The organism is Opitutus terrae PB90-1, assembly GCF_000019965.1.
GTDB classification, from domain to species: domain Bacteria; phylum Verrucomicrobiota; class Verrucomicrobiia; order Opitutales; family Opitutaceae; genus Opitutus; species Opitutus terrae.
Genome location: NC_010571.1, coordinates 3,755,884 through 3,780,733, shown reverse-complemented (window position 1 = coordinate 3,780,733; position 24,850 = coordinate 3,755,884). Strand labels below are relative to the sequence as shown.

The following is a 24,850-nucleotide window of genomic DNA, read 5'->3' as shown; positions in this document are numbered from 1 at the left end:
GCTGTGCTGAAGGTAGGGCGAGCTCTCCGAGCCCGCCGTGCTCACCGACGATCCCTCGCGGCGCGCTCGGAGAGTGCGCCCTACCCTTGATCCTCCAATCGCGCGATTCGTTTTTCTCGAGGCGCCTGCTGACCGCATGCTGGTGTTCGCTCTTGTTCGTGCTCGTCGCATGCGCGAGCAGCTTGTCCGCCGCTCAGTCCGCTCAGCCGCCCACCCCCGCGCCCGATCCCTACTTCCGCTTGCGCGACACCACGCTCGGCTACCATGGCGTCGCCGAGGATTTCACCGACCTCCGGGAAATTCGCCTCGGCTGGTTCGGACCAAGCGACACCGCCGATCCGCTGCACGGCGACTTCTGGTGGGCCGCCAATTTCGCGGTCGAAGACGCCAACCACCATCCAACGCCGGCCGAACCTTCGGCGTTTGCGGCGCTGCCCATCCGGCTCGTGCCGTGTTGGGCGCCGGATCCGTGGCGCGCGGGAGTCTCGCTGCTTGCGCGCATGGTCTACGACGAGCAACCGCTGGCACTGATCGGCTCAGTCGATTCTGCGTCCACGCACCTGGCCGAACAGATCGTCGCAAAGGCCCAGCTACCGCTCATCAGTCCTATCGCGACCGACAAGACCGCGACGCTCGCGGGTGTCGCCTGGATGTTTTCCTGCGCGCCCGACGACACGGCCGTCGCCCGCGTGCTCGTCGACGATGTTCTCGCCGCGGCCTCCGACGCGGATCGATCAACCACCGATGCCCCGGCGATCACCAGCCGACCACGACCGAACTCGGTAGGGAATACCCCAACGCCCGCCGGCAATCGGCATTCGGCATCCGGCAATCGCAAGTCCCCTCTCGTCCTGCTCGCGACGACCGACCACGAATCTCGCGCGGCCGCCCGCGAGGTCATGCGTGAACTGTCCCGTCGCGGCCGACTGCCGGAGTTTCGATTCGATCTGCCTCCCGACGTGCCAGACGCGACCGAGCCGTTGCGCAGTGTCCGTTCGTCGCATCCCGCCACGGTGATCGTGATCGCCAACGCGCCGGACTCCGCGCGGCTGGTCCGCACGGTGCGCGAGCAACTGGGCAACATTCCCGTGGTCGGCGGCCCCGCGATGGGGCGCACCCGTTTTGTCGAACTCGCCGGCCCGGCGGCCGAAGGCGTGCGGTTCCCGCTCCTCTTCGCGCTCGACGCGCGGGACGAAGCAACGGCCCGTTTCACCACCCGCTTCCTCGCGGCGCGCCATCACGAGCCCGACTACGCGGCGGCGCTCGCCTACGATTCCACCCGGCTGCTCATCGCCTCGATCCGTCGCGCCGGCCCCAACCGCGCGCGGATCCGCGAAGCCCTTGTCCAGTTCAGCCCGTGGATCGGCATCGCCGGCCCAATTTCGTTCGATGGCACCGGCCAAAATCGCCGCGCCGATCTTCGGCTCGGCACGATCCGCGCCGGCGTGGTGGCGGCGCTCAACCCGCCACCGACGAGCGACACGGTCACCGACGTCGCCACTATCAGCGGACTAATGGGAACGCGACGCCCCCGTCGCGTTCACCGGCGACGAGGGCGGCGCCGCTCCATCACACCTCCTTCAGTCGGTGTGTCGCCAAACCACAGTTGCATCACGAAATGAAACCCGCCCTGTTCACCTTCTCGCTCGCGTTCGCCCTCAGCGCCTTCGCCGCCACGCCGCGCGTCGAATTCGCCGCGTCGGCCGACCGCGTCGGCTGCTATGACTTCGTCGAGGTGACGTTGCACGTTGCTCAGCCCACCGGCGGCAACCCGTTCACCGACGTCACCGTCGCAGGCACCTTCGGCCTGTCCGGCGAGACTCCAATCGCCGTTGACGGATTCTGCGATTCGGCCGACGGCCGCGTTTTCCGGATCCGTTTCATGCCGGCGAAGCCGGGCGCGTACGACTACACCGTGACCTACCGCGAGGGCGGCTTCGCGCAGCAGCACCGCGGTCAATTCCAAGCCGTCGACCAGCGCAACCGCGGCCTCGTCCGGCTCGATCCCGAATACCCGAGTCACTTCCAGTGGGAAGGCACCCAGGAGCGCTTTTTCTGGAACGGCACCACCGCCTACTTCCTCGCCGGTTGGGACGACGCCACGATCCGCGACGCGATCGAGCGGCTCGATCTCCACAAGATCACGCGTATCCGCGCGGCGCTGGCCGGCCGGGTCGCGGATGGCCGTACGTGGTTCGAGCCCGTGGAGCCTTCGGACAAGTTCACTTTTCGGCTCGAACCGTGGGTCGCCGCGAACTCCGCGAGCCTCGAGCAGCCCGGCTTCGACGTGAGCAGGTTCAACGTCGGCTACTGGCAGAAATGGGAAAAGCTCCTCGCCGAAACGCGCGCCCGGGACATGGCGGTTTCCGTCGTGTTCTACGTCGATGGCAGCCGCCCCGGCGTCGATCCGTTCGGCAAGTCCGGCATGGGCGGCGTGGACGAGCAGCGCTACTATCGCTACGCCATCGCCCGCTTCGGCGCCTACGCCAATGTGATGTGGGACCTGGCCAACGAGTATCGGCTGTTCCGGGACGACGCGTGGGCGGAGAGGATGGGCGCATTCGTGAAACAGGCGGACCCTTACGATCACCTGACATCGACCCACGGCCACGATGATTTCCGTTTCAGGAAATCGCCGTGGGCCGATTTTGCGCTGCATCAGTCCTGGGACGAACACGGCGGCTATGACTTCATGCTCAAAAACCGCCGCGAACAGGAGCAGACCGGCCGCGTGATCCCGCAGATCAACGAGGAATACGGCTACGAGGATCACTATCCGCAGGGCTGGGGCGAGAGCCGCACCGCGCCTGCCCGCTCCGCTGAAACCCGCGCCCGACTCGCGTGGGAAATCTGCCTCGCCGGCGGCTATCAGACCACCGGCGAACGCGCCAACAGCGAGCACGGCGGCGGCTGGCTCAACGGCCGCGGCGATGATTCGATGACGATGCTCGAGCGCTACGGGCACCTCTACGACTTTTTCACCGGCATCCGTTGGTGGGAGTTGGAGCCGGCGGTCGAGTTGGTTTCAGGCGTGGTGCCGCATCCGAAGGCGCCAGCCCACGCTGCGCCGCGTGTGTTTGCCGCGCGCAATCCGAACGGCGACCTCGCCGCGATCTACGTGCGCGACGGCGGGATCGTCACGATCAAGAGCGATCTCCTGAAGGATCAGCTCAAGCCGCTCTGGTTCAGCCCGCGCGATGGCGGCATGCGCAACGCGCGTATGCTCCGCGCCGGCGGTTATCGCACGCCCACCGCCGAGGATTGGGTGCTGCTGTTCCGCACGCCGTGCAACTGCTCGTTTCGCGACTTCGGAAACGAGTTCGAGCCATGAGTCGGCTCGCGAAACACGCTTGCGTGGGAGCGCGGACAGCCCGCCCCGATGTGTCGGGGCCCTCGTCCGCAACGAGCCCGATGGGCGGCAAATCGCATCAACAGTCATCGACCGGTGCGTGTTCTCCTGCGTTGTCTCTGTGATCTCTGTGTCACACCGATGGGTTCCCTCATGAATCGTCGCGTTTTCTTCGTGTTGATCGCTGCTGCCGTCATCGTCGCGTTCACGTCCGGCTGCCGCCCACGCTCCGCCGCATCCCAGCCTCCCCCCGCCGTCGTCGAGGCCGTCAACCGCGGCGTGGCGCTGATGGGCCAATACGATTACGATGGCGCGACGCAGGCGTTTGCAGACGCACTCGCCACTGTGCCCGATCTTGCCGACGTGAAGGTAAACCTCGCGATCGCGCGGTTCAATCGCGGACGCAAGGAAAGCGCGGACACTGAACAAGCGACACGGCTGCTCGAGTCCGTGCTGCAAAAAGAGCCGGCGCATCTCCGCGCGTTGTATTTCAAGGGCATCATCCTGCAGCACCAAGGGCAGGCCGCCGAGGCGCTGCCGTATTTCGAACAGGTGTTGCAGCAGCGCCCCCAGGATGGGGTCGCGTGGTACATCCTCGGCCTGTGCAAGCAGCGCGTCGGACAGGACGCCGAGAAAGAGCTGCTGCGCGCGATCGAGCTGCGGCCATACCTCGCGAGCGCCTATTACCGGGTTTGGCAGACGCTGCAGGCGGCGGGACAGACTGAGCGCGCCGCGCCTTACCTCGAAAAATTCAAGCGCCTCCGCGAGCACCCGCTCGCCGAAACCATCGAGCTCCCGCAATACAACCAGATGGGCGAACTCGCGTTGGTCGTTCCGGTCGGTGACACGCCACCGGCGCCGCGCGCTCGTGCGCTTTACCGCGCCGGACACGCACAGGAGATTCTGGCGCACGCCAGCCCAGCATCGGAGTCTGGAGCGACGTCGGGCGATCCCTCCGCGATTTTCGGCGGCGCCGCGATCCTCCTTCGCCAGCCAGAGGCGGCAGAGATGAAGGGTACTCCGCCGGCGCGAGACGATGGGGCGGCGACACCCTCGTCGCCGCCGAACGCGACGGGGGCGTCGCGTCCCCAACAATCCACTGAACGTGGCGCGGCCGCTTCGAAGATTTCGGACAGCCACCGGCAGGCTTACGTCTTCCTCGCCGGCTGGCCTGATTCCCGCGCATTGCGGCTCAAGCTTCCTCCTGAAGGAGAGATTCTAGAGTCACTAACACCTCCCGAGCTGACGGGTGTCGACGCGCCCCTCACCTGTGCCGTCGGCGACTACGACAACGATGAGGTGCCGGATCTGTTCGTCGTCGCCAGCGGCGGCAATGCGCTCTTCCGTGGCTCGGCCGACGGCGCATTCGTCCGCGTCGCCGACGCGCTCGCCCCACCCGCTCGCGGCGGCACGACTCGCAGCGCGCTCTGGCTCGATGCCGATCACGACGGCGATCTCGACTTATTCGTGTGCAACCAAGGCGCACCGAATCAGCTCTTCAACAACAACAGCGACGGCACGTTCACCGAGATCGCCGCCACCGCCGGCGTCGCTGAACCTGAAGGCGATTCATTGCTCGTCTTGCCAGGCGACCTCGATGGCGACCGCGACACGGACCTCGTTCTGCTCCGCGCGAGCGCGCCGCCGAGGCTCTTGCTCAACGAGCTCACCGGTAAGTTTCGCGCCGCCGATCTCGGCGGTCTCGCTATTCGTGGCGATCTCGGCGGCGTGGTGCAGGATTTCAACGGCGACGGATTGCTCGACCTGCTCGTGCTCGGCGGCGAGCCCGCCCGGCTGCAGCTCTTCACCGGCGACGGACACGCGCATTTTCAGCCGAGCGAGCTGTTCGATGCGAAGCTGGAAGCGCTCCGCGGTTTCCGCGTCGCCGATGTCGATCTCGATGGCGATCTTGATATCGCCGCCTTCGGTCGCGAGGGGCACCTGTTGTTGAACGATGGCGCCGGCCGGTTCGCGCTGCAGCCGCGCGTGTGGACCGCAGCGACAGGCGCGGAGATCGCGGGGGTCGAGCTGGCGGATCTGACCGGCGACCTTGTGCCGGATCTTCTGCTGCTTGAGCGCGGCGCAGCTTCGCGCGTGTTGCTCGTGCCGGGGGTGCTGTCGCCCGCATCCAGCGCGCTGGCCGTCGCGCCCACCGGCGTTCGTAGCCGCGACAAACGCACCCGGAGCCCGGCCAGCGGCTACGGTGCGACGGTGACCGTCCGCGCCGGGCGGCACGAGCAATCGCTGCTCCTCACCGGTCAGGCGGGCGGTTTCTGCCAGTCGCCGCTGCCGCTGACCTTCGGACTTTCGGGCGCGCCGCGCGCCGACTACGTGAAGCTGCTCTGGTCCGACGGCGTCGCGCAAGTCGAGCAACCGCTCGTCGCCGGCCGCACTCACGTTGTCGCGGAGACGCAGCGCAAGATCTCGAGCTGTCCGGTGCTCTTCACCTGGAATGGAGAACGTTTCGAGTTCATCACCGATTTCGCGGGCGTCGGCGGCATGGGCTATCTCGCCGCGCCCGGAGAGTATTCTTTCCCGCAGCCGATCGACCACGTGAAAATTGCGCCGGAACAGCTGCGCGCGCGCAACGGTTTCTTCGAGCTGCGGATCACGGAGCCGATGGAGGAAAGCGCCTACGTCGACCGGCTCGAACTCCTCGCCATCGATCATCCGGCCGGCTGGGCGGTTTTCCCCGATGAGCGACTGACGGTGACCGGGCCCGCGCCCACCCGCGAATTGCTCGCGATCGAGCGGCCGATCTTTCCGGACCGCGCCGTCGGCCCGGACGGCGCCGATTGCACGGACCACCTGCGCCGCGCCGATCGTCGCTATGCCTTCGAGCCGGTGCTCGACCGCCGGTTCTTCGGTTTTTGCGAACGCCACACCCTCGAACTCGATTTCGGCGATCGCCTCGCCGCCGTTTTGCCGGGCGAACGCGTTTGGCTCTTCATCACGGGCTATCTCGAGTACCCCTACTCGCAGACCACCTACGCGGCTGGCCAGGCCAGCGTGGCGTGGGAACCGATTCGCGTGGAGCAGCGACAACCCGACGGCTCGTGGCGGACGATCGTGCCGGATGCCGGCGCGCTCGGCGGCATGTCGCGCACGATGACAGTGGACCTGACCGGCTTAATCACTTCGGGCCCCGGCTGCCAGCTCCGGGTGACGTCCAACCTCGAGATGTTCTACGACCAGATTTTTCTGGGAATTCCCGTGCCCCGTGAACGCGTGCACGTGCACGCGCTGCCCGTCGCCGCCGCGGAACTGCGCTACGTCGGATTTCCGCGGGAGGTCTCGCCGGATGGCCGGCTGCCGTTGATCTACGACTATCAGCAAATCGAGCCGACGGCGCCCTTCCATCAACTGCGCGGCTCTTATACTCGCTACGGCGACGTGCGTGAGCTGCTCACGGAGTTCGACGATCAGTTCGCGTTGATGAACTCCGGCGATGAGATTGCCGCGAAGTTCGACGCCACGCAGCTGCCGCCGCTGCCAACGGGCATGACGCGGAGTTTCGTGCTCGTGTCCCACGCGTACTGTAAGGACATGGACCTCTACACCGGCACGCCGCAGACGCTCGAGCCGATGCCGTTCCGCGGAATGAGCCGCTATCCGTATCCCGCCAGCGAGCGGTCACCCGAAACCGACGCGCAGCGCCGGATTCGTGAAGCCTACCAAACGCGGGTGGTTCCATGAACGGACCACCCCGAAACTGGGATCGCATCAGCGATGCTGCGGTGGTGTGTCGCTCTGAATTCTGGACTCTCAGCTCTCAGCTCTAGACTCTCAGCTCTTTTCCCCCATGCGCTACGCCGTTGCCGCCTGCCAAACCGACTTCGCCTGCCCCACCGATCGCCGCGAGATTTCGGCCCGTGTCGACCGAATGCTGGCGATGATCGACGGCGCAGTCGTCGGCTACCGGCCGTTCTTCCCGGTCAGGCTCGTCGTGTTTCCCGAGTTCGCGCACGCCGCGCCGATCTACGCCACGGTGCGCGAACTCCGCGACAAGCTCGCGGTTCCAGTGCCGAACGAACACACCGCGCGCTACCACGCCAAGGCGCGCGAACTCGGGATCTACATTCAGACCGGGACCTTCATCGAATCCGACCCCGCCCACCCCGGTGTGCTGTTCAACACCTCGTGTTTGATCGGCCCCGAAGGCATCCTCACGAAATACCGGAAGGTGAATCCCTGGATTCCGTGGGAGGTTCACGCGAGCCCGCACGACGTGCCGGGCTACGCCGAGGAACTCTTCCCTGTCGCCCAGACGGAGCTCGGGAATCTCGGCTGCGCGATCTGCTACGACTGGATTTTCCCCGAGGCGATCCGCGCGCTCACGCTCAACGGCGCGGAGGTTTTGATCCGCGTCTCCGCCTACATGGATCCGTGGGGCGCCACACCGCCGATGGATTGGTGGACGGTCGTGAACCGCTGTCGCGCGCTGGAGAATCTCGCCTACGTCGTCGCCGCGAACCAGGGCGCGAGCCTGCAGCACTACGGTCCGTTCTCGTGGCCCGGCGGCAGCATGGTCGTCGACTACGACGGCCGCATTCTGGCGCAGGCCGATCCCGGTCCCGGCGAGAAGATCGTCGTGGCGGAAATCGATCTCGACGCGCTGCGCGCGGCGCGGGCCCGTCGGCTCGGTCACAATCCGCTCGCCCATCTGCGCCGCGAAGCCTACGCACCGTCGGCGAAGACCGGCTATCCCGCGGCGAGTTTCACGGCGGCCACCGACGCGAACGGCGATCGAACCGTCGAGGAAAATAACGCCGCGATCCAGAGCGTCATCGACCAAAAGCCCTACGCCGGTCGCTAAGCGCTGTAGCCGGGCTCGCTGAGCCCGGCAGCCGGCCTCAGCGAGGCCGGCTACATCAAGCCAACGCCAACGCGGTCGTCACGTTCCCGAACGACGCCGGCGTGGGAGCGCGGACGTCCTCGCCCGCAACCTCGCCCGCCGGGACGGCGGCTTCACCTCGCGTTCTTGTCCCGGCATTCGCGCCATTTCGCGTGATTCGCGGGCTTTGCTCGAGAGGCTCAGAACTCAGCGGCACACGCTACAGATTCGCCCAAGAGATTAAGCGGGACCGCGCCGGTGCCTCAAAATTCCAGCGGCACGCGCACGACGACGGCGCCCATGACGTCGCCGGCTTTCCAATCGCGGCGCGGACTGCCAGCGTGCTGGTTGTGACATTCCACGCAGGACGCGAGCGTGGCGCGTTCGGCATACACCGCGGTGAAATAGCTGCGGCCGCCCAGCTCCTCTTCCCGGTAGTAATTTTCCTCCGGATGCTGCGCGACGAAATCCAAGCCGGTCTGCTCCACGTCGGATTGCGGACCATTGTTCGGATTGATCGGCGTGAGCGAACGCAGCGTGTAGGAAAACTCGGCGCCCTTTTTCTGAATCGCCTGCGCCGCTTGCCGCAGCTGCTGCGCATGGGTCGGCAGCCTCTCGGCCGCGGCGCCTTGCGACTTCGCGACGAGCTCCGCGTAGGCGCGCTGGTCGGCCGCGATGATCGCGTGCAGCGAGTCAGCCATCTTGCGGGTGCTGACCGTCGTCAGCTTGTGCGCCTTCTCGTCGGCACGGAGCAATCCGACCGCAAGCGCTAGAACCACGGTGGCGGCGAGCAGCGAGAAAATTGGGCGAGGTTTCACGGCGTTTCCTTGATCTTGAGAATTTGATCCACGGCGAGATCGGTCAGCACCTGCGTCCGACCGCTGGGCCAGCGAATTTCCAGGCGGTCGATCTTCGTGCGCGCACCGAGTCCGAAGTGCGGCCGCGCGTCACTCTGCGTGAGAAACCCGGTCGGACAGCGCGCCTCGGAGTGCAGCGTCAAATCGCCGGCGACGAGCGTCAGCAGCGCGCCGTAGCCGCTGCGATTGCTCCGCGTCCCCTCGAGGTGCAACGTCAGCCAGTGGTTTCCGTTGGCGACGCGATTGCGCAGCAGGAACGGTCGATCGGCCAGCGCGGTGAGCAGAAAATCCATCCGACCGTCGTTGTCGTAGTCGAGGGCCGCGTTGCCACGACCGTTGACCGGCGTGCGAAAAAACGCGCCGCCGCGGGCGGAGGCATCGACAAACTTCGCGTCACCCTGGTTCTCCAGCAGTAACGTCTCCGTGCCATCGAGCACGAAGGCCGAACCGTTGGCCACGGCGAGGTCGGCGTCACCGTCGTTGTCGTAGTCGAGAAACTCGCCCCCCCAGCCCACGTAGCGTTGCGTGATCCGGCCCAGACCGGACGCCCAAATCCGGTCGTCGTAACTTCCCGGGCGCGTGTTCAGGTAGAGCGATCCGTAGCCGAACCGCGTGACGAAGAGATCGGGCGAGCCGTCGCCGTCAGCATCCGCGACCGCCGCGTTCATCGAGCCGGGCGCCTCGCCGATGGAATTGAAGGCGACGCCCGCCTCCGTCGCCACCTCCGCGAAATGTCCGCGTCCATCATTCAGGAAGAGCTGGTTCGGGGTGTCATCGTTCGAGACGTAGAGATCGACGTCGCCGTCGCGATCCGCGTCGAACGCGCTGACCGACATCCCGCGGTGGCCGGGCGCAGAGAGTCCGGCGGCGTGCGTCACGTCCTCGAACGTGCCGTCACCGCGATTGCGGTAGAGCACGTTGGCCTGCCCGGCATACGCGAGCGGTCCGGGATACGCGCCGGGGTTTTGCTCGGACTCGTTCGTCGGAATGTAGGTCAGATAGTTCACCACATACAGGTCGAGCCGACCGTCGTTGTCCGCGTCGAAAAACACCGCGGAGATTCCGGCACCCTCATGTCCGACGCCGGCCCCGGCGGTGACGTCCTCGAATGTGCCGTCACCGCGATTGCGGTAGAGCAGATTGCGGCCGATGTTGGCGATGTAGAGATCCGTGTGCCCGTCGTTGTCGTAGTCGCCGGCGGTGGCGGCGCTCGCGTAGCCACTGCCGGCAAGTCCGGCCGGCCCGGTTACATCCTCGAACGTGCCATCCCCGCGGTTGCGATACAGCCGGTTCGGCTCGCGCGTCACTCCCGCCGCCTGCACCGTGACGCCCTGAAGGGGACCCCAGTTCAACAGATAGAGGTCCACGAACCCGTCATTGTCATAGTCGAACACGACCGCGCCCGCGCCATTCGAGAGAAGAATGTTCGCGATCCGCTGGTGCGCGAACTGGTGCACGAAATCGATCCCGGCGCGTTGCGTGACGTCCTCGAAAAGATCGCTCGGTTGCGCGATGATCGGCGGCGTCGGTGGGCGCGGGGTAATTGGCGCCGGTGCCGCGTGAAGCGCCGTGAGGAATGCACATGCCGCCACGGCCATGCTCCGCGTTGGCCGACGACGCGTGAGCAATCGACCACCAAAGCATCGAGATTCCGGGCGCGGCCAGACGAAGGGAAGAGAGAGTAGCACCATGCGCGGAATAACCGTACGTGGCGCAAAGCATCCGCTGCAATGAGGATTCCGCGTCCCTCACGCAACTCTGCCCCGACTTATCGCGCTCCGGCCGGGCAGGACGGCTTCACGCGTCCTGCGTTTCTTGGAAGAAGGTGGCCAACGCACGATCCAGAATCGCGACCTGCACCGGCTTGGTGAGATGCGCGGTGAAGCCCGCCGCCTCGCTCCGCGCCAGATCGTCATCCATGCCGTAGCCGGTGAGCGCGATCCCCGCCAACCCATACCGCTGGCGCAACGTTTCCATCAGCCAAAAACCGTCCCGGCCGGGGAGGCCGATGTCGGAAAGCACCAGATCAAACTTCCCCTCACCCGCGGCCGTCATCGCTTCTTCCGCGCTGGCGACTGCGACCACATCATGTCCGCGCCGCACAAGCAGCCCGGCCAAGGGGGTGCGCGTCGGCTCGTGGTCCTCCACGAGCAGGATCCGACGGCCCGAATGCGCGCGGGTGATCGCTGCCAGGCCCACGCCCGTCGTCTCGATCGCGGGCGTCCACGCGATGGGCTCCCGACTCGCCAGTGGCAGGGTGATCGTGAACGTTGCGCCACGGTTCCGGCCGGGACTCGCCGCCCGGATCTTTCCGCCGTGGAGTTCGACGATGTTCCGGCTGATAGCGAGCCCCAGCCCGAGCCCGCCAAACCGGTGACCCCGGCGCTCCGCATGGTCTCCCTGCGTGAACGCCTCGAAAATTCGTCCGAGTTCATGCGCTTCCAATCCGATGCCGGTATCCGCGATTTCGATCTGGACCTCGTCGGTCTCAGCCGCAGTCCGGCTGCTGACCCGGATGCGACCGGCCGGAGACGTGAACTTGATCGCATTCTTGAGGACGTTCCAAAATACCTGTTGCAGCCGCGCGGAATCTCCGGCGACGGCGCTGCGCTCCGCCTGGAGATGTTTCTCGATGGTAATGTCACGATCGCTGGCCTCGGCGTGCACCGTCGCGACGGCGTCGCGCAGCGGCGCGTGCAGATCGACTCGCTGCATCTCCAAGGCGAGCTTGCCGCGTTCGATCCGGGTCAGATCGAGCAGATCGTCGATCAGCCGCGCCTCGAGCAGCGCGTTTTTTTCAATCATCCGAAACGCCTCGCGCGCCGTTGCCGGATAATCCGCGTTCAGCGCGGATTCGCTCGCGAGCAGCAGCACGGGGTTCAACGGCGTGCGCAATTCGTGCGACAACGCCGCCAGGAACTCGTCCTTGGCGCGCGAAGCCGCCACGATGTCGCGCTCTCGCTGGGCGCGATCGATGGCGATGGCCACGTAGCCCGCGATGCGCTCGAGGGTTTTCACATCCCCAGCCGGGAGCACCGCCCGCTCGTAGCTGCCAAACGCCAGCAAACCCACCACCCGCTCGCCGATCGCGAGCGGAAACACCCATTGTCCGCGCAAGCCGATGCGTTGCAGCAGGCGACGTTGGCGCTCCACGGTGGCGTTCAGCTCGGCACTTACCCGTCCCGGCGCGATCCGATCCGCCGGCTCGATCTCCACGGCGGCCATGGCCGCGCGGGGGGTGGGCGCGATGCCGCCAGAAACGGTCAGGTGCAGCACGCCCTGCTGGGGATCCAGGCGAAAATTCGCGTAGGCGTCCAATCCCAGCGACGGCGTGATCGTCGGCAGAATCTGGCTGAGCGCCTCGGCCGGCTCCGCCGACTGCAGCAGGGTCGCGAGCGCCGAGGAGAGCAGCCGGTCGAACTCCTGCTGTCGGCGCAGTCCCTGCGCCTGGACTTCGCGTTGCGTCACATCCTCGATGATGGTGACGGTGCCGGTCACGGCCCCGTGTCCGATCAACGGCGCGATCCGTGCGGTCTGCAGCATGAACGCGGAAGCCTTGTCCGCGTCCGTGCCGGGCAACGGGAGCAGGTAACGATGCAGCGCCGTCGACAGCACGCTGATCTCGCCTTCGAGCGCGCGCCGGAACCGTGCGCCCAGTCCGCGCGCCTCCAAGTCCGGGAACAGCGCCAACAGGGGTTTGCCCACCACCGCCTGCTCCAGCAGTCCGCTCCGCACTGCGAGCCAGCGGTTCCAGCGGCGAATGCGAAGCTCCAGATCCGTGGTGAAGATCCCGAAGGGGGCGATTTCCTCCAACCACGTCGAGGCGGTGGCCTCGCCGGCGGCCGGGAGGTTTTTCGCCGCGTCAGGGCTGTTCTGCCCTTCGATCATTGGGCCTGCTGGTGCTCCCACTTCGACAACTCCACCAACAACGTGTCGAGCGAGGCGACGCCAAGGATGATGACCAGATATCCGTTCACATCGCCGGTGCGGATCGAGAAGCGGGTGTGAATCATGAGCGCGTAACGCAGCTGCTCGGCCGCTTCGGTGGCCACCGATTTCAGCACGCCAGTCACGCTCTCCAGATGAAACTGCGGCACGGCAAAGGACACGTGCACGTTCAACAAATTGCCGAATACGCCCAGGCACGCGTTGAGCAGAATGTTGCCCACCTCCGTGACCACTTCGCGCGCCGTCGCGTCCAATCGCGTGCCGGGCACGCCGTCCTCGATCAGCAAGCGGCTGAGCGCGGCGGCGGCCCGCTCATCCAGCATCAACAGCGCGCGCCCCGAGATCGGCCCGTCGAAGGCCTGGCTCACGGCAGCGCAGTCCGCCCGCAGCACGCGTTCGAGCAATGGCGCCAGCGCCTCGATCTCGTGGATCGCGACCTGCGGCACCTCGAGGGCGATACGGTAGCCGGTGAGTTCCGACAGGGATCCCGCCGCGCGTCCGTAACCGATGTTGATCAGTTCGGTGAGCGCGTCGACCTGGCCGCTGGTCAGTTCCACGTGTCACCTCCTTCCAGCACCGTTTTCACGATGGGGGCGAATGACGGCCGGTTGATCGGTTTGTTCAGCACCGCCTTCGCCCCGGCTTTCCGCGCCATCTCGGCGGTCGAGACCTGGATGTCCGCCGTCGCGACGATGATCTTCGCGTCCGGCTTCATCTCGCGCATTTTGCTGAGCACATCGAGCCCGTACATTCCGGCCATCACCATGTCCAGAATCACGAGATCGGGGGGACTCAGGTAGAACCGCTCGAGGGCCTGCGCACCGTCGCTGGCCTCCTCCACGGTGTGTCCGAGTTCCTCCAACATCTGCCGGAGGGTGCGCCGCGCGAGGGCGGAGTCGTCGACAATGAGTACTTTGGCTTTCATATTTGGGAGGTGATCGCCTGGGCCATGTCGTCCAGCGGAACCACAAGATCACTTAAGCCGGCCTCCACCACGGCGCGCGGCATGCCATAAATGACGCAGCTCTGCTCCGCCTCGGTGAGGACGGTCCCGCCCTGGGCCTTCACCCAGGCGGCGCCTTCCGTGCCGTCGTCGCCCATGCCCGTCATCACGACCGCCACCACCGCGCCGCCGTAGACCTCAGCCGCCGAGCGGAACAGCACGTCGGCGGAAGGCCGGTGCAGCTTTTCCAGCGGCTGCACCCGGAGCTGCGCCACCACCTCGCCGGTGGGGGTCCGTCGAAACGCCAGGTGCCGGCCAGCCGGCGCGATCAACACACGGCCGGGCACCAGCACGTCGCCTTCGGCCGCTTCCTTCACGGTCAGCATGCAGATTTCGTTCAGCTTCTCGGCGTAGAGCGCCGTGTAGCCGATCGGCATGTGGAGCACGATGGCAACCGGCACGGGAAAACCGTGGGGCAACAGCGGCACCATCCGGCGCAACGCCTGCGGTCCGCCCGTGGAAATCCCCACGACGACGATCTTCGCTTTTGCCACGCGCTCCGGCGCGGCAACCGCGTGACTTGCGGCCGGTGCCCGCGCGAGATTCTCGACCGGTGCCGTCACCGCACCGCGCACCTTCTGGATAAGTTCTTCGCGGACCATCCTGAGATCGTCCGTCGCGAGCGCCGTGGGCTTCTGCACCACGTCGATGGCGCCCGCATTCAACGCCTCCACCACCTCGTCGGCGTCCTGGGCCACGGCCGAGAGGATCATGATCGGCAGCGGCCGCACTCCCATCTGGGTGCGCACGAAATGCACGCCATCCATCCTCGGCATCCGGAGGTCACAGATGATCACGTCGGGACTCAGTTTCGCCGTGAGTTCCAACGCCTCCTCTCCGTCCCGCGCGGAGCCGACCACCTCCACGCCGGAGCCATCGGACAGGATCTCACGCACGACCTTCCGCGCGAACGCGGAATCGTCGACGATCAAGACGCGAATAGGGCCGGTCGTGGTCATCTCAGCTCCCCGCTTTCCGCACGTAGACGAACACGCCCTGGTGTTCTTGCAGTTCGAAGTCCGAGGTCAGCTTCAAGAGCGATTCGGACGCCCCGACGAACAAATGGCTGCGCGGTTGCAGCCCCACCGCCATGGCTGCGACCACCCGCGTGATCGCGGCCGCTGAAAAATAGATGAACACGTTCCGGCAGAAGACCGCCTGCAGGTCCCGGAGGTCCGGATAGTCGGACGGGCTCATCAGATTCGCCCACCGAAACTCCACCTTGTTTCTCACCTCCTGGTTGAGCACGTCGCCTTGTGGCGAGGGGCTGAAGTATTTCGCTCTCAACTCCGGCGGCAGCGACCGAAACGAGCGCTCGCGATAGATTCCGGCCCGGGCTTTGGCCAACGCGGCCTCGCTCGCGTCGCTGGCGATGATCTCGATCGGATGATGCCCCCACCCGCCATTCTGCAGCGCCATCGCGATGCTGTAGGGTTCCTCGCCGGTGGCGCACGCCGCGCTCCAGATCCGCAGCGGCTCGGTGTGACGTGAGAACCACTGCGGCACCACGTAATCGACCAGCCAGCGAATCTGATCAAACTCCCGCCAGAAATACGTCTCCTGGACCGAAAAGGCATCCAGGACCCGGTGCCATTCCTCGGGTCCGTTTTCGTCGTATTTCAGGATGTAATAGTAATCGAGGTAAGACGTGCAGCCGAGCGCCGACGCGCGGGGCTGCAGCTTTTCCAGCATCGTGTCGAAGCGCTCCGGCTCGAAATACAAGCCGGTGCGTTCGTGGATCAGGTCGCGCAACAGCTTCGGAACTGGTTCCGAAACGAGCAGCGCAGCGGCGTCACCAGGGGCGCGCGGGGTAGTCATTGCGCCTTGGAACCGTTTGCGGGCTCGCCGTTCGGCTCAGCCGGAGTGTTTTTCTCCGATGTCGCGCCGGCTTTGCGTCGCGAGGCAGATCTGGGCCGGGGTTGCGGGCCAGAAACGTCCTCCGGGGCGTTCCAAGTGTTCGCGTCCAATCCCGTTTGCGTCGCCACGCTCCTGATTTCTATCAGGCTCGTCATCACTGATTCGGCTGCCGCGGAGTGCTGCAGGTTAGCCTCGGTGATCGACTTGATCTGCGCCGCGATGTTCTCGCTCGCTTTCGTGAGGTCCCGCATCGCGCGCGACTGCTCCTGCAGTCCACGCGCGGCCTGTTCAGACTGCGTGCGCAAACTTTCGCCCGCCATGGCGACCTGACCGGTCGCCGTGGCCTGCTCGCTCATGGTTCGATTCACCGTCGTGACCAGCTTGCCGAGCCGCTCGGCCTCCTTCGCGATCTGATCCGAGGCAGTCGCCTGCTCCGCCATCGCGCGCGACGTCGACGCGCCGCTCTTGCGCATCGCCTCGATCGCCGCGACGACCTGACCAGTCCCGGTCGCCTGCTCACCAGTCGCTTTCCGCAGCTGCACGGCGATGCCGCTGGTGCTCTGCGCGGCCTTCACGACCTCGCGCGCGGCGCGACCGTGTTCGGCCATGGCCTGCGAAACCTCTTTCGTGACCTTCCGCATTTGCGCCGCGGCTTGCACGATGGAGCCGGCACCTTTCGCCTGCTCGGCCGTCGCGCCGGCCACCTGCCGCGCCTGCGCGGCCGTCACGGCGATCGCCTCCATCACGTGCCGGCTGGACAACAGTTGCTCGTCCGCGGCGCGGCTGATTTCCGCCACGACCGTGGTGTTCTCGCGCACGCCTTCCAAAATCCGCTGCAGGCCCGATAGTCCGCTTTCCGAGAGCCTGTTCGACTCCTCGGCCAGTCGCGCGCCATCCGTCGACACCTGCGTGGCCTCACGGGTCACGTTCTCGAGATTGCGCACGATGTCGGCGATGTCCGCCGTCGCCTTGGCCGCGCGCTCGGCCAGATTGCGAATCTCCTCGGCAACCACCGCAAACCCCCGGCCCGCATCCCCTGCTCGCGCCGCCTCGATCGAGGCGTTCAGCGACAGAAGATTGGTCCGTTCGGAGATCACATTGATCGTGTCGACGATGGTGCCGATTTTTGAGGTCTGGTTGTTCAACTCGCGCATCACGACCGTCGAGTTGTCCATCGCTCTCGCCACTCGTCCGATCCCTTCGACGGAGCGCCGGATCATCTGTCCGCCCTCCTCCGCCTCGCGCGAGGTTCTCGCGGCGATCTCCTGAGTCCGTTTCACCGAGTCCGCCACGGAGCGGCTGGAACGATCCATCTGCACGGCACTCGTGTTGGCGTTGTTCGCCGCCTCCGTGATCCGCTCCGCGTTTTGGGCCACCGATTGAATCGAGCGGGCCAACTCCTCCACCGAGGTCGACGTTTCCTCGACCGAAGTCGCCATGCCTTCCGCCATGGCGGCGACCTCTTCGATCGACGCGGCCATCTCGTTCATCGAGGACAGCGTTTCCTCGGCCGCGGCCGTGAGGTCATCCGCGTTGCGCGCCACGCCCTGGACCGAGCGGCCCATCTGCTCCATCGAGGCTGCCGTTTGGCTCAATCCCGAAGCGAGATCCTCCGAGTCCCTCGTCACCCGTTTTGCCGAGGCCGCCACTTCGGCAACGGCCGTTGTCAGTTCTTCGGCAGAGGTCGCCATCTCCTGGGAGGTCGCCGTCACCGATTGCGTCGCCGTGGCGATTTGCTTCATCGCCACGCTGGTCTGCGCGGCGGCTGCTGCCACCTCGCCGGTGTTCGCAGTCACCTCTTCAATGGACGCCGCCATTTCGTTCAGCGACGCCGCGGTATCTTCCGTTGAGCGGGTCAACGAGAGCGCCTGGGTCGCTGTTTGCTTGAGCGACCGCGCCATCTCTCCGGCTTGAGCCGCCGCCGTGTCGACGGACACGACCTGCGACGCCGCGCCGCTGTGCATCCGACGCGCCATCGTGTCGCGCGACTCGGTGGCATCATGCGCGGGATCCTTGGGTTTCCGCGAGCGAATCGCCGCGGGGTTGGTGGACGTTGATTTGGCCATGGGGTAAGGAAATTCTCAGGTAGGAGATACCGGTTGGCCGGCGGCCTCGGCGGCGCCAGCGGGCACGGTCATTTCTTCCAGCGTCAGCACCACGCCGACGTTCAGGATCAGGACGCTGCGCCCTTTGATCGTGGCGACGCCTTCGACATGGTTGCCGGCGATGCCGACGAGCGTCTCCTCGATCGGCCGGATCGACTCGGCTGGGATGCGTTGAAACTCGCGGGCCGAATCCACGATCAATGCGACGACCCGTTCCTGCACCTTGAGGAAAATCAGCCGCGTCCGCGCGTCGTAGGGCCGGCGCGGAAGTCCGAAGCGCGCCCGCAGATTGATCGCCGGGTAAACCTGTCCGCGCGAGAATACCACGCCATCGACGGCCGCGGCGGTGTTCGGCACCCGCGTCACGTGTTCCAGCATCTCGAGATGCTGCACGTCCGAGCTCCGCACCGCGTAGGCCGCGGAATCCAATTCGAACACGATGTAGGTATCGGCGAGACTCATGGAGAAAGAAGGCGCGTCACGACACGGCCACCGCCGGCGGACGGACCACGCCGGTCGTCAAGGCGTGCGGATCGAGGATCAAAATCGGCCGGCCGTCGCCGAGTTCGGTCGCGCCACTGATGCCCGGCACGCGCACCAGCGGATCCGTGAGCGGACGAACCACCACTTCGCGTTTCGCGCGCACGCGATCGACCAAAAGTCCGGTGGCGCCTCGCTCCGTGCCCAACACCAACAACGTCAGCAGCTCGCGCTGCGGCGACTCCACCCCGAACACGGTGTTCAGCCGCACAAACGGCAACAGGCCGTCGCGATACGGCACCACCTCGGTGCGCTTGATGGTCCGACGTTCGGCTGCGGGGATCTGGATGATCTCCACGATCGCGCTCTGCGGAACCGCGCAGGTCTCCGCTCCGATGGAAACAATGATGACATCGACGATCAGGACGCTAAGCGGCAGCCGCAACACGAACTCGGTGCCGTGTCCGATCGTCGAGTCGAGCGTCAGCGAGCCGCCCAGTTCACGGACCGTGCTCGCCACGACGGCCATGCCGATGCCGCGGCCCGCGGCCCGATCCGCCGTCTCCTGCGTGGAGAACCCCGGCGCCGCGAGGATCTGGAGCACGCCGCTCGGATCCAGGCTTTCGGGCACGGGCACTCCGAGCGTTTTTGCGCGCGCGGCGATTTGCTGCGGATCGATGCCCCGGCCGTCATCGCGAATGTGCACCACCACCGAATCCCCCACGCTCGTGGCGCGCAGCAGGATCGTGGCCTCCGCGGGTTTTCCGGCCGCAAGGCGTTCCCCCGGTGTCTCGATGCCGTGGGCGAACGCGTTCCGAACGAGGTGCAGCAGCGGCTCGTTGAGCCGCTCCGCCACATATTTGTCGATTTCCGTGTGCTCACCTTCCAGCACGACGCGGGCTTTCTTTTCCGAGCCCCGTGCGAGGTCGCGGACGATCAAAGGCAGTCGCGTGAAAATTTCCGCGATCGGCACCAGCCGCACGCGACCGATCGCCTTGCGCAATTCGCGCAGCGAGCGCGCGAAGCCCACGTCGATCTCCTTCAACGATTCGTTGCCTCGGAACTGCTGCTGGATGCGATCCTCGAGCCTGGACCGTTGGATCACCAGTTCGCCGGTGATCCGCATCAGTTCATCCAGCCGGGTCAGGTCCACCCGCACAAACCGCGACGTTGCCAGGGCGGCCAACTCCGGCGCCGCCGCGGCGACCGAACCCGCGGGCGCCGCTGGCTCGCACGATTCACCCAGCGGTTCGAACCGGAGCCCGTCCGCCGCCCAGGACTCGAAGTCCTGCGGAACTGCACGCAGCCCCAGGGTGAAGACGAAGACGATCGAGGCGTTCGGCTGCACGCGCGGCTCCGCGCGGAGAATCTCTCCGATGCGCCCCAGCCGCTCGCGCACGCTTTGCACGTTCACCCCGCGGGCGTCGAGCGCCGGCGAAGGAGCGAACGTGCAACGCCAGAGCTGCAGCCCGCGGGCGCGCGCGAGCTCCGCAGGATCGGCGGGCGGATCAGCGGGCGCAGGCGCGGCGGACATCGGAACGTTCGCCGGCGCGGCAGTGTCGCCGCTGGCGGCGCGCAGTGCCTGCGCCAGCTCCACGCACACGGGCACGGGTTCGTTCCGCTGATGAGATTGGATGATCGACTCCAGACACTGCGCCGCATCGAGGAGCAAATCGACGTGCGCAGTCGTGAGCGGCACGTCGTTGTGATTCAACGCCCGGAGCAGATCCTCCGTCGCGTGTGAGAGCTGCTCGGCAGGGCGAACCCCCGCAATCGCCGCGATCCCCTTGAGCGTGTGCACGCTGCGATAGAGCGGCTCGAGCCAGCCGCGCTGCTGCCCACCGCGCCCCGCGGTGCGATCGAGTGTCGCGATCCCCTCTCGAATGGCGCGGAGCAGTTCGTCGCATTCCGCGTAAAAGTCGTTGAGGAGCTCCTGCCGCAGCTCCGGCGAAAACTCCGCGCTCATCGTGCATGCCTCCCATCCGCACACGCGACAACGCCCACCGCGGACGCGGCGCAGAGGTCGAGCGAATTCGCCGGGGCCTCCGTTGGGGTCACCGCACAAACAAGCGCCGACCTCCACCGAGTCAACGCCCGGTACCAGTTCGACCGCCGACCGCGCCATCGGGGCATGGCAATGACCGGCTTCACGCCACCTCGCTCCCTTCTCTCCGGCGTGCCCCCGGCCGCTCGGAGCAGAGCCGGTCGATCGTAGTGCGAAGCAGGGCAATGCGGGCCGGTTTGGTCAGGTGCTCGGTGAAGCCGGCGTTCTTCGCCGCCAGCACGTCCGCCTCCATCCCATAGCCGCTCAGCGCGATGGCATGTCCTTCGAACCGCTCGCGCAGGTCCATCATGATGTCGAGGCCGCTGCCATCCGGCAGCCCTAGATCCGAGATGAGGAAATTGCAGTCGTCCCGGCCCGCGGCGACACGCGCTTCCCCGGCCGTCGAGACGGCGGTGACCTGATGCCCGAGTGCCCTCAACACGCGGGCCATCGCCTCGAGCGTCGGCTGATGATCTTCGACCAGCAAAACCCGCAGGCCCTCGCTGGCAGGCGGCGGCTCGGCGCCATCTTCTGCCGGAGGCGTCGCCACCCGTGGCGAAGTCGGCAAAACCACGGTGAAGGTCGCTCCACGTCCGGTCCCCTCGCTCCAGGCCGTTATCGTGCCCGCGTGCATTTCGAGGATCTTCCGGCAGATCGCGAGCCCAAGGCCCAGCCCGCCCTTCTGCCGGGCGCTCTTGCTCTCGCCCTGCTCGAAGGCGACGAAGAGCCGGGACCGCAGCTCGGGCGTAAGGCCCACCCCGGTGTCCGTCACACTGACGCTGATCGCGTGGCCCTCGGCCTGCCGGGTCAGCACCATGATCCGGCCGCTGCGGTCGGTGAACTTTTGCGCGTTGGTCAACAGATTCCAAAATACCTGGTGCAGGCGCGCGGGATCGCCGTGCACGTAGTGCCGCGTCGCCGCCAGCTCCAGCGTGATCGGCACCGACTCCGCCTCCCGGCAGATTTCCACCACCGAGTGCAACACCCCGTGCAGGTCGACTTCCGTTTTTTCCAGCTGGAGCTTGCCCCGCTCGACCCGCGTGAGGTCGAGCAGGTCGGAAATCAACCGAATCTCGAGCTCCACGTTCCGGCGGATCGATTCCACATGCGACCGGAGCTCCGCCGGCAGTTCCGGGTGCGTCTCGACATACGGCAGCGTGAGCATCACCGGCGCGAGCGGCGTACGCAGCTCGTGGCTGAGGGTGGCGAGAAAATCGCTCTTGGCGCGATTGGCGCGTTCCGCTTCGTCCTTGGCCTGCACCAGCGCCGCCTCGACGGACTTGCGGTGGGTGATGTCCCGGAAGAAACACGCCAGCCCGCCTGTTTCTTCGGGATAAAGGCTGACATCGAACCAGCGCCCAAGCGGCTCCGCAAAAACTTCGTAGTGCCGCGGCTTGCGATCGCGCAGGGCTTCGGCATGCGCTCCGAGGTCGAGTGCCGGGGGGCCAAGTGAATCCTCCGGCAACGCCTGGCCGATCAGGTCCGCGCGCCCGCGTCCCCAGAGTTCCTCCGCCTGGCGGTTCACATGCGTCAACCGCCCCGCGCCATCGATCGCAAAGAATCCGTCGTTGATGTTGTCGAGGATCTGGTTGGTCCGGGCATTGAGCTCCTCGCGCTGCTGCTCGGCGGCCTTCCGTTTGCGCTCCAGAGCGGAGACCAACCGGGCTCCGATCAGGATCAATAACATGCTGCAGAGCGACAGGAAGAGCACGGACCCAGCGCGCCCGATCTCGGCATCGAACCACCCGCGGCTCTCTCCATACGTCCGGATCCACGCGGAGAGGAACGGCAGCAGCAAAGCCGGCAGCAGGAACCGCCGCGCCATCAATCCGCCCGGATCAGGCGAGCAGAGGATCCGCATCACGCCGACGTTTGGCCGGCCGCACACCAGCCCAAGGCCCAGTGCAAACAGGGCTACGGCGGTGGGAAGCGCCGTCCCCGTATACTTGGGGACCGCATACAGCCGATCCATTCCGTAGAGGTATCCGATGATCGGCACGACACCGATGCAGCAGACCACCAAAGCGAACAACTGCGCGAGCAGGCGCTGCCGACGTTCGGGGGCATCCAAGAGCGCCAGGGCGAGGCCCCCGAGGAGAAAACAAATCGAAGCAGGCGGGCCCATCCGGCCCGGCGCCGTCGTGCCGGGCGCTCCCGGCAGCTCGGTGAAAAGCCACTGGTCGATGCCGAAAGAAACCCCGGTCAGGTGTTCGACCAGAGTCAGGCCCCCGAGCAGCGCCGCGACCGCCGCAGCTGCTTTCGCCGTCCACACGACCACTCGCCCCACGCCACCCAGCTGCAGTAGCAAGCTCGTCCCCACCAAAACAAGCCCCACCGCCGAGTTCGCTTTCATCGTAACCCCACCCGGCGAGATGGACTTCAGCGAGTCGCTGCCAACGATCCAGCCCGTCAGGCCCATCCCGCCGGCAGCGAGCACCACCAGCGCAGCAGCGTAGGCGGCACGCTGCGACGCTCGAGCCGGCAAACCGGGAACGGGGTAGACCTTAACGGCAGCGTCGGGCATCTAGGTCCGCCACGCTGACACGCACAATGGCCCGCGGTGCTCGACAGAATGATCAGACCGGTCTCCAAGGGCGACCGGGACCGGTGCGCAAGGCAGGAAAGCTTTCGCCCGGGACGGCTCCCGGCTCAGGGCTCGACGAGCGTGACCACGCGATCGATCGGCGGACGCTCCATCACCTGGGTCTGGCCGCTCGGCCAGCGCACCTCGATTCGGTCGACATTGCTGCTCGTGCCCAGACCGAAATGGAGCCGTGGGTCCCGCTGGAAAACATAGCTCGTCGGACACCGCGCTTCGGCCCGCAACGTCCGGCCGCCGGCGATCACTTTGATTTTCGCCCCGAAGCCATCGCGGTTGCTGCGGCGACCGGTGAGTTTCACGGTGAGCCAGTGCGCGCCGGTCGCGAGTTGGTTGTGCAACAACACGGCACGATCACCCAGGCTCGTCAGCACCAGATCCATCCGGCCATCGTTGTCGTAGTCGAAGGCGCCACTGCCGCGGAGATTTTTCTGCTGTTGGAAAAACGCGCCGCCGCGCTCCGAAGCGTCGACAAAGGTGGCGTTCCCGCGGTTCTCGAGCAGCAAGGGCGGCATCCCTTTCAGGTAATGGGGATCGCCGTCGGCGATGAACACGTCGAGGTCGCTGTCGTTGTCATAGTCCAGAAAATTGCCGCCCCAACCCGTGTAGCGCGACGACACGGTGAGGATACCGGAGGCCACGATCCGATCCTCGAAAAATCCTCCGGCGGCATTCAGGTAAAACGACGCCTTGCCGAACCGCGTGACCAGCAGATCTGGCAAACCGTCGCCATTCGCGTCACCGACCGCCGCGCCCATCGAGCCATCGGCCTGCCCGAATTGGTTGAACGCCACCCCGCTCTCCAACGCCACGTCGTGAAAATGGCCGCGGCCATCATTCGCGAACAGCAGGTTGGCGGTACCGTCATTCGAGACGTAGAGGTCCTGGTCGCCGTCGTCATCGTAGTCGAGCGGCGTCACGGACATCGCGCGGTGATGCGGCACGCGAATGCCTGCCGACTCGCTCACGTCCTCGAATCCCGCGGCCGCGGGACCGCGATTGCGGTAGAGAAGATTGAATTCCGATTCGTAGGAGAGCGGCCCCGGATAAGGCACGCCCGAACCCGCCGGGGGCTGGACGGCCGGATCGAACACGAGGTAGTTCGCCACGAACAGGTCGAGCCAGCCGTCGTTGTCCGCATCGAAAAACGTCGCCGAGATTCCGGCCTGCTTCGAGTGTAGTCCCGCCTGCGCGGTGACGTCCTCGAATGTGCCGTCGCCCCGATTCCGGTAGAGAATCAGTTCGCCGAAATTCACGACGAGCAGATCCGTGTCGCCGTCATTGTCGTAGTCCGCCGCAGCCGCCGTCGTGCCGAAGCCCCACCCTTCGACTCCCGCCTTTTTCGTCACGTTCTCGAACGTGCCGTCGCCGCGGTTCCGGAACAACGCGTTTGGCAATCGCTCGGTGCCCGCTGGCGCTTCGGACAGCACCGGCACCGGGCCGGAGTTCACGAGGTAGATATCCATGAATCCGTCGCCGTCGAAGTCGAGGATCGTGCCACCCGCGCCATCGGATTTCATGATGTTGTCCAGCTTCCCGTTGGCCAGCTGGTGCGTGAAGTCCAGGCCAGCCTGATCGGTCACATCCGCGAACACCGCGGCAGTCGCGCGCGCCGGCGGCTCCGCTTGATCCGACGCCGGCGACTGCCCGGCGGGTTGACCGCAACCAGCGAGCGCGAGCAGGCTCGCGAACAGACTCCCCGCGAAGAACCAGGATCTTCGGTGGTCAGACGTTCGACGTGAAGCGTGAACCCGCCGCGCGGCCGCACGAAACA

The 24,850-nt window shown here is 66.2% G+C and carries 16 protein-coding genes; 4 read left to right on the top strand and 12 right to left on the bottom strand.

From position 1 onward, the window contains the following. The first annotated feature begins 158 nt into the window (after nt 1–158). The 4 genes from OTER_RS14925 (at nt 159) to OTER_RS14910 (ending at nt 8,165) form a co-directional block, all read left to right on the top strand. On the top strand, nt 159–1,622 hold the full coding sequence (locus tag OTER_RS14925; protein WP_158305447.1) for an ABC transporter substrate-binding protein: 1,464 nt from the start codon (nt 159–161) through the stop codon (nt 1,620–1,622). Next, entirely contained in the window at nt 1,619–3,331 is a 1,713-nt protein-coding gene (locus OTER_RS14920) for a glycoside hydrolase family 140 protein (RefSeq protein WP_012375762.1), read from the top strand. The genes OTER_RS14925 and OTER_RS14920 overlap by 4 nt, the downstream gene beginning before the upstream one ends. 171 nt (nt 3,332–3,502) lie before the next feature. Further along, nucleotides 3,503–7,045 (top strand): CRTAC1 family protein, encoded by a 3,543-nt coding sequence (locus tag OTER_RS14915; protein WP_044891791.1) that lies wholly within the window; start codon nt 3,503–3,505, stop codon nt 7,043–7,045. Nucleotides 7,046–7,151: 106 nt separating this feature from the next. Next, nucleotides 7,152–8,165, top strand: a complete 1,014-nt coding sequence (locus OTER_RS14910; RefSeq protein ID WP_012375760.1) for a nitrilase-related carbon-nitrogen hydrolase — start codon at nt 7,152–7,154, stop codon at nt 8,163–8,165. 281 nt (nt 8,166–8,446) lie between these two features. Here the strand turns inward: OTER_RS14910 and OTER_RS14905 are convergent, their stop codons facing one another. From OTER_RS14905 to OTER_RS14850, 12 genes are all read right to left on the bottom strand, one after another. After that, entirely contained in the window at nt 8,447–9,001 is a 555-nt protein-coding gene (locus OTER_RS14905; protein ID WP_012375759.1) for a Tll0287-like domain-containing protein, read from the bottom strand. Further along, a complete protein-coding gene (locus OTER_RS14900; RefSeq protein WP_012375758.1) occupies nt 8,998–10,638 on the bottom strand; it encodes a CRTAC1 family protein in 1,641 nt (546 codons plus the stop codon). The genes OTER_RS14905 and OTER_RS14900 overlap by 4 nt, the downstream gene beginning before the upstream one ends. Nucleotides 10,639–10,837: 199 nt before the next feature. After that, the gene (locus tag OTER_RS24260; protein WP_012375757.1) at nt 10,838–12,928 is read right to left on the bottom strand and encodes a hybrid sensor histidine kinase/response regulator; all 2,091 of its coding nucleotides are present in this window, start codon (nt 12,926–12,928) and stop codon (nt 10,838–10,840) included. Further along, nucleotides 12,925–13,545: a chemotaxis protein CheC gene (locus tag OTER_RS14890; protein WP_012375756.1), complete on the bottom strand. Its 621-nt coding sequence runs from the start codon at nt 13,543–13,545 to the stop codon at nt 12,925–12,927. The genes OTER_RS24260 and OTER_RS14890 overlap by 4 nt, the downstream gene beginning before the upstream one ends. Then, complete coding sequence (locus OTER_RS14885) at nt 13,536–13,913, bottom strand: response regulator (protein ID WP_012375755.1); 378 nt, start codon at nt 13,911–13,913, stop codon at nt 13,536–13,538. Before OTER_RS14885 ends, OTER_RS14890 begins: the two co-directional genes overlap by 10 nt. Then, nucleotides 13,910–14,950: a chemotaxis-specific protein-glutamate methyltransferase CheB gene (gene cheB, locus OTER_RS14880; RefSeq protein WP_012375754.1), complete on the bottom strand. Its 1,041-nt coding sequence runs from the start codon at nt 14,948–14,950 to the stop codon at nt 13,910–13,912. Before cheB ends, OTER_RS14885 begins: the two co-directional genes overlap by 4 nt. Nucleotide 14,951: 1 nt before the next feature. Continuing rightward, nucleotides 14,952–15,809 carry a CheR family methyltransferase gene (locus tag OTER_RS14875; protein ID WP_012375753.1) on the bottom strand — a complete coding sequence of 286 codons (858 nt, stop codon included), beginning with the start codon at nt 15,807–15,809 and terminating at the stop codon, nt 14,952–14,954. Further along, nucleotides 15,806–17,914, bottom strand: coding sequence for a methyl-accepting chemotaxis protein (locus OTER_RS14870; protein WP_012375752.1), 2,109 nt, complete (start codon nt 17,912–17,914; stop codon nt 15,806–15,808). The genes OTER_RS14875 and OTER_RS14870 overlap by 4 nt, the downstream gene beginning before the upstream one ends. 15 nt (nt 17,915–17,929) lie before the next feature. Next, the gene (locus tag OTER_RS14865) at nt 17,930–18,415 is read right to left on the bottom strand and encodes a chemotaxis protein CheW (RefSeq protein WP_012375751.1); all 486 of its coding nucleotides are present in this window, start codon (nt 18,413–18,415) and stop codon (nt 17,930–17,932) included. Between the two features lie 16 nt (nt 18,416–18,431). Then, a complete protein-coding gene (locus tag OTER_RS14860; protein ID WP_012375750.1) occupies nt 18,432–20,399 on the bottom strand; it encodes a chemotaxis protein CheA in 1,968 nt (655 codons plus the stop codon). A 181-nt stretch (nt 20,400–20,580) separates the two neighbouring features. After that, nucleotides 20,581–23,001, bottom strand: a complete 2,421-nt coding sequence (locus OTER_RS24255; protein ID WP_012375749.1) for a hybrid sensor histidine kinase/response regulator — start codon at nt 22,999–23,001, stop codon at nt 20,581–20,583. Nucleotides 23,002–23,126: 125 nt separating this feature from the next. After that, nucleotides 23,127–24,659 (bottom strand): CRTAC1 family protein, encoded by a 1,533-nt coding sequence (locus OTER_RS14850; protein ID WP_158305446.1) that lies wholly within the window; start codon nt 24,657–24,659, stop codon nt 23,127–23,129. Between the last annotated feature and the right edge of the window lie 191 nt (nt 24,660–24,850).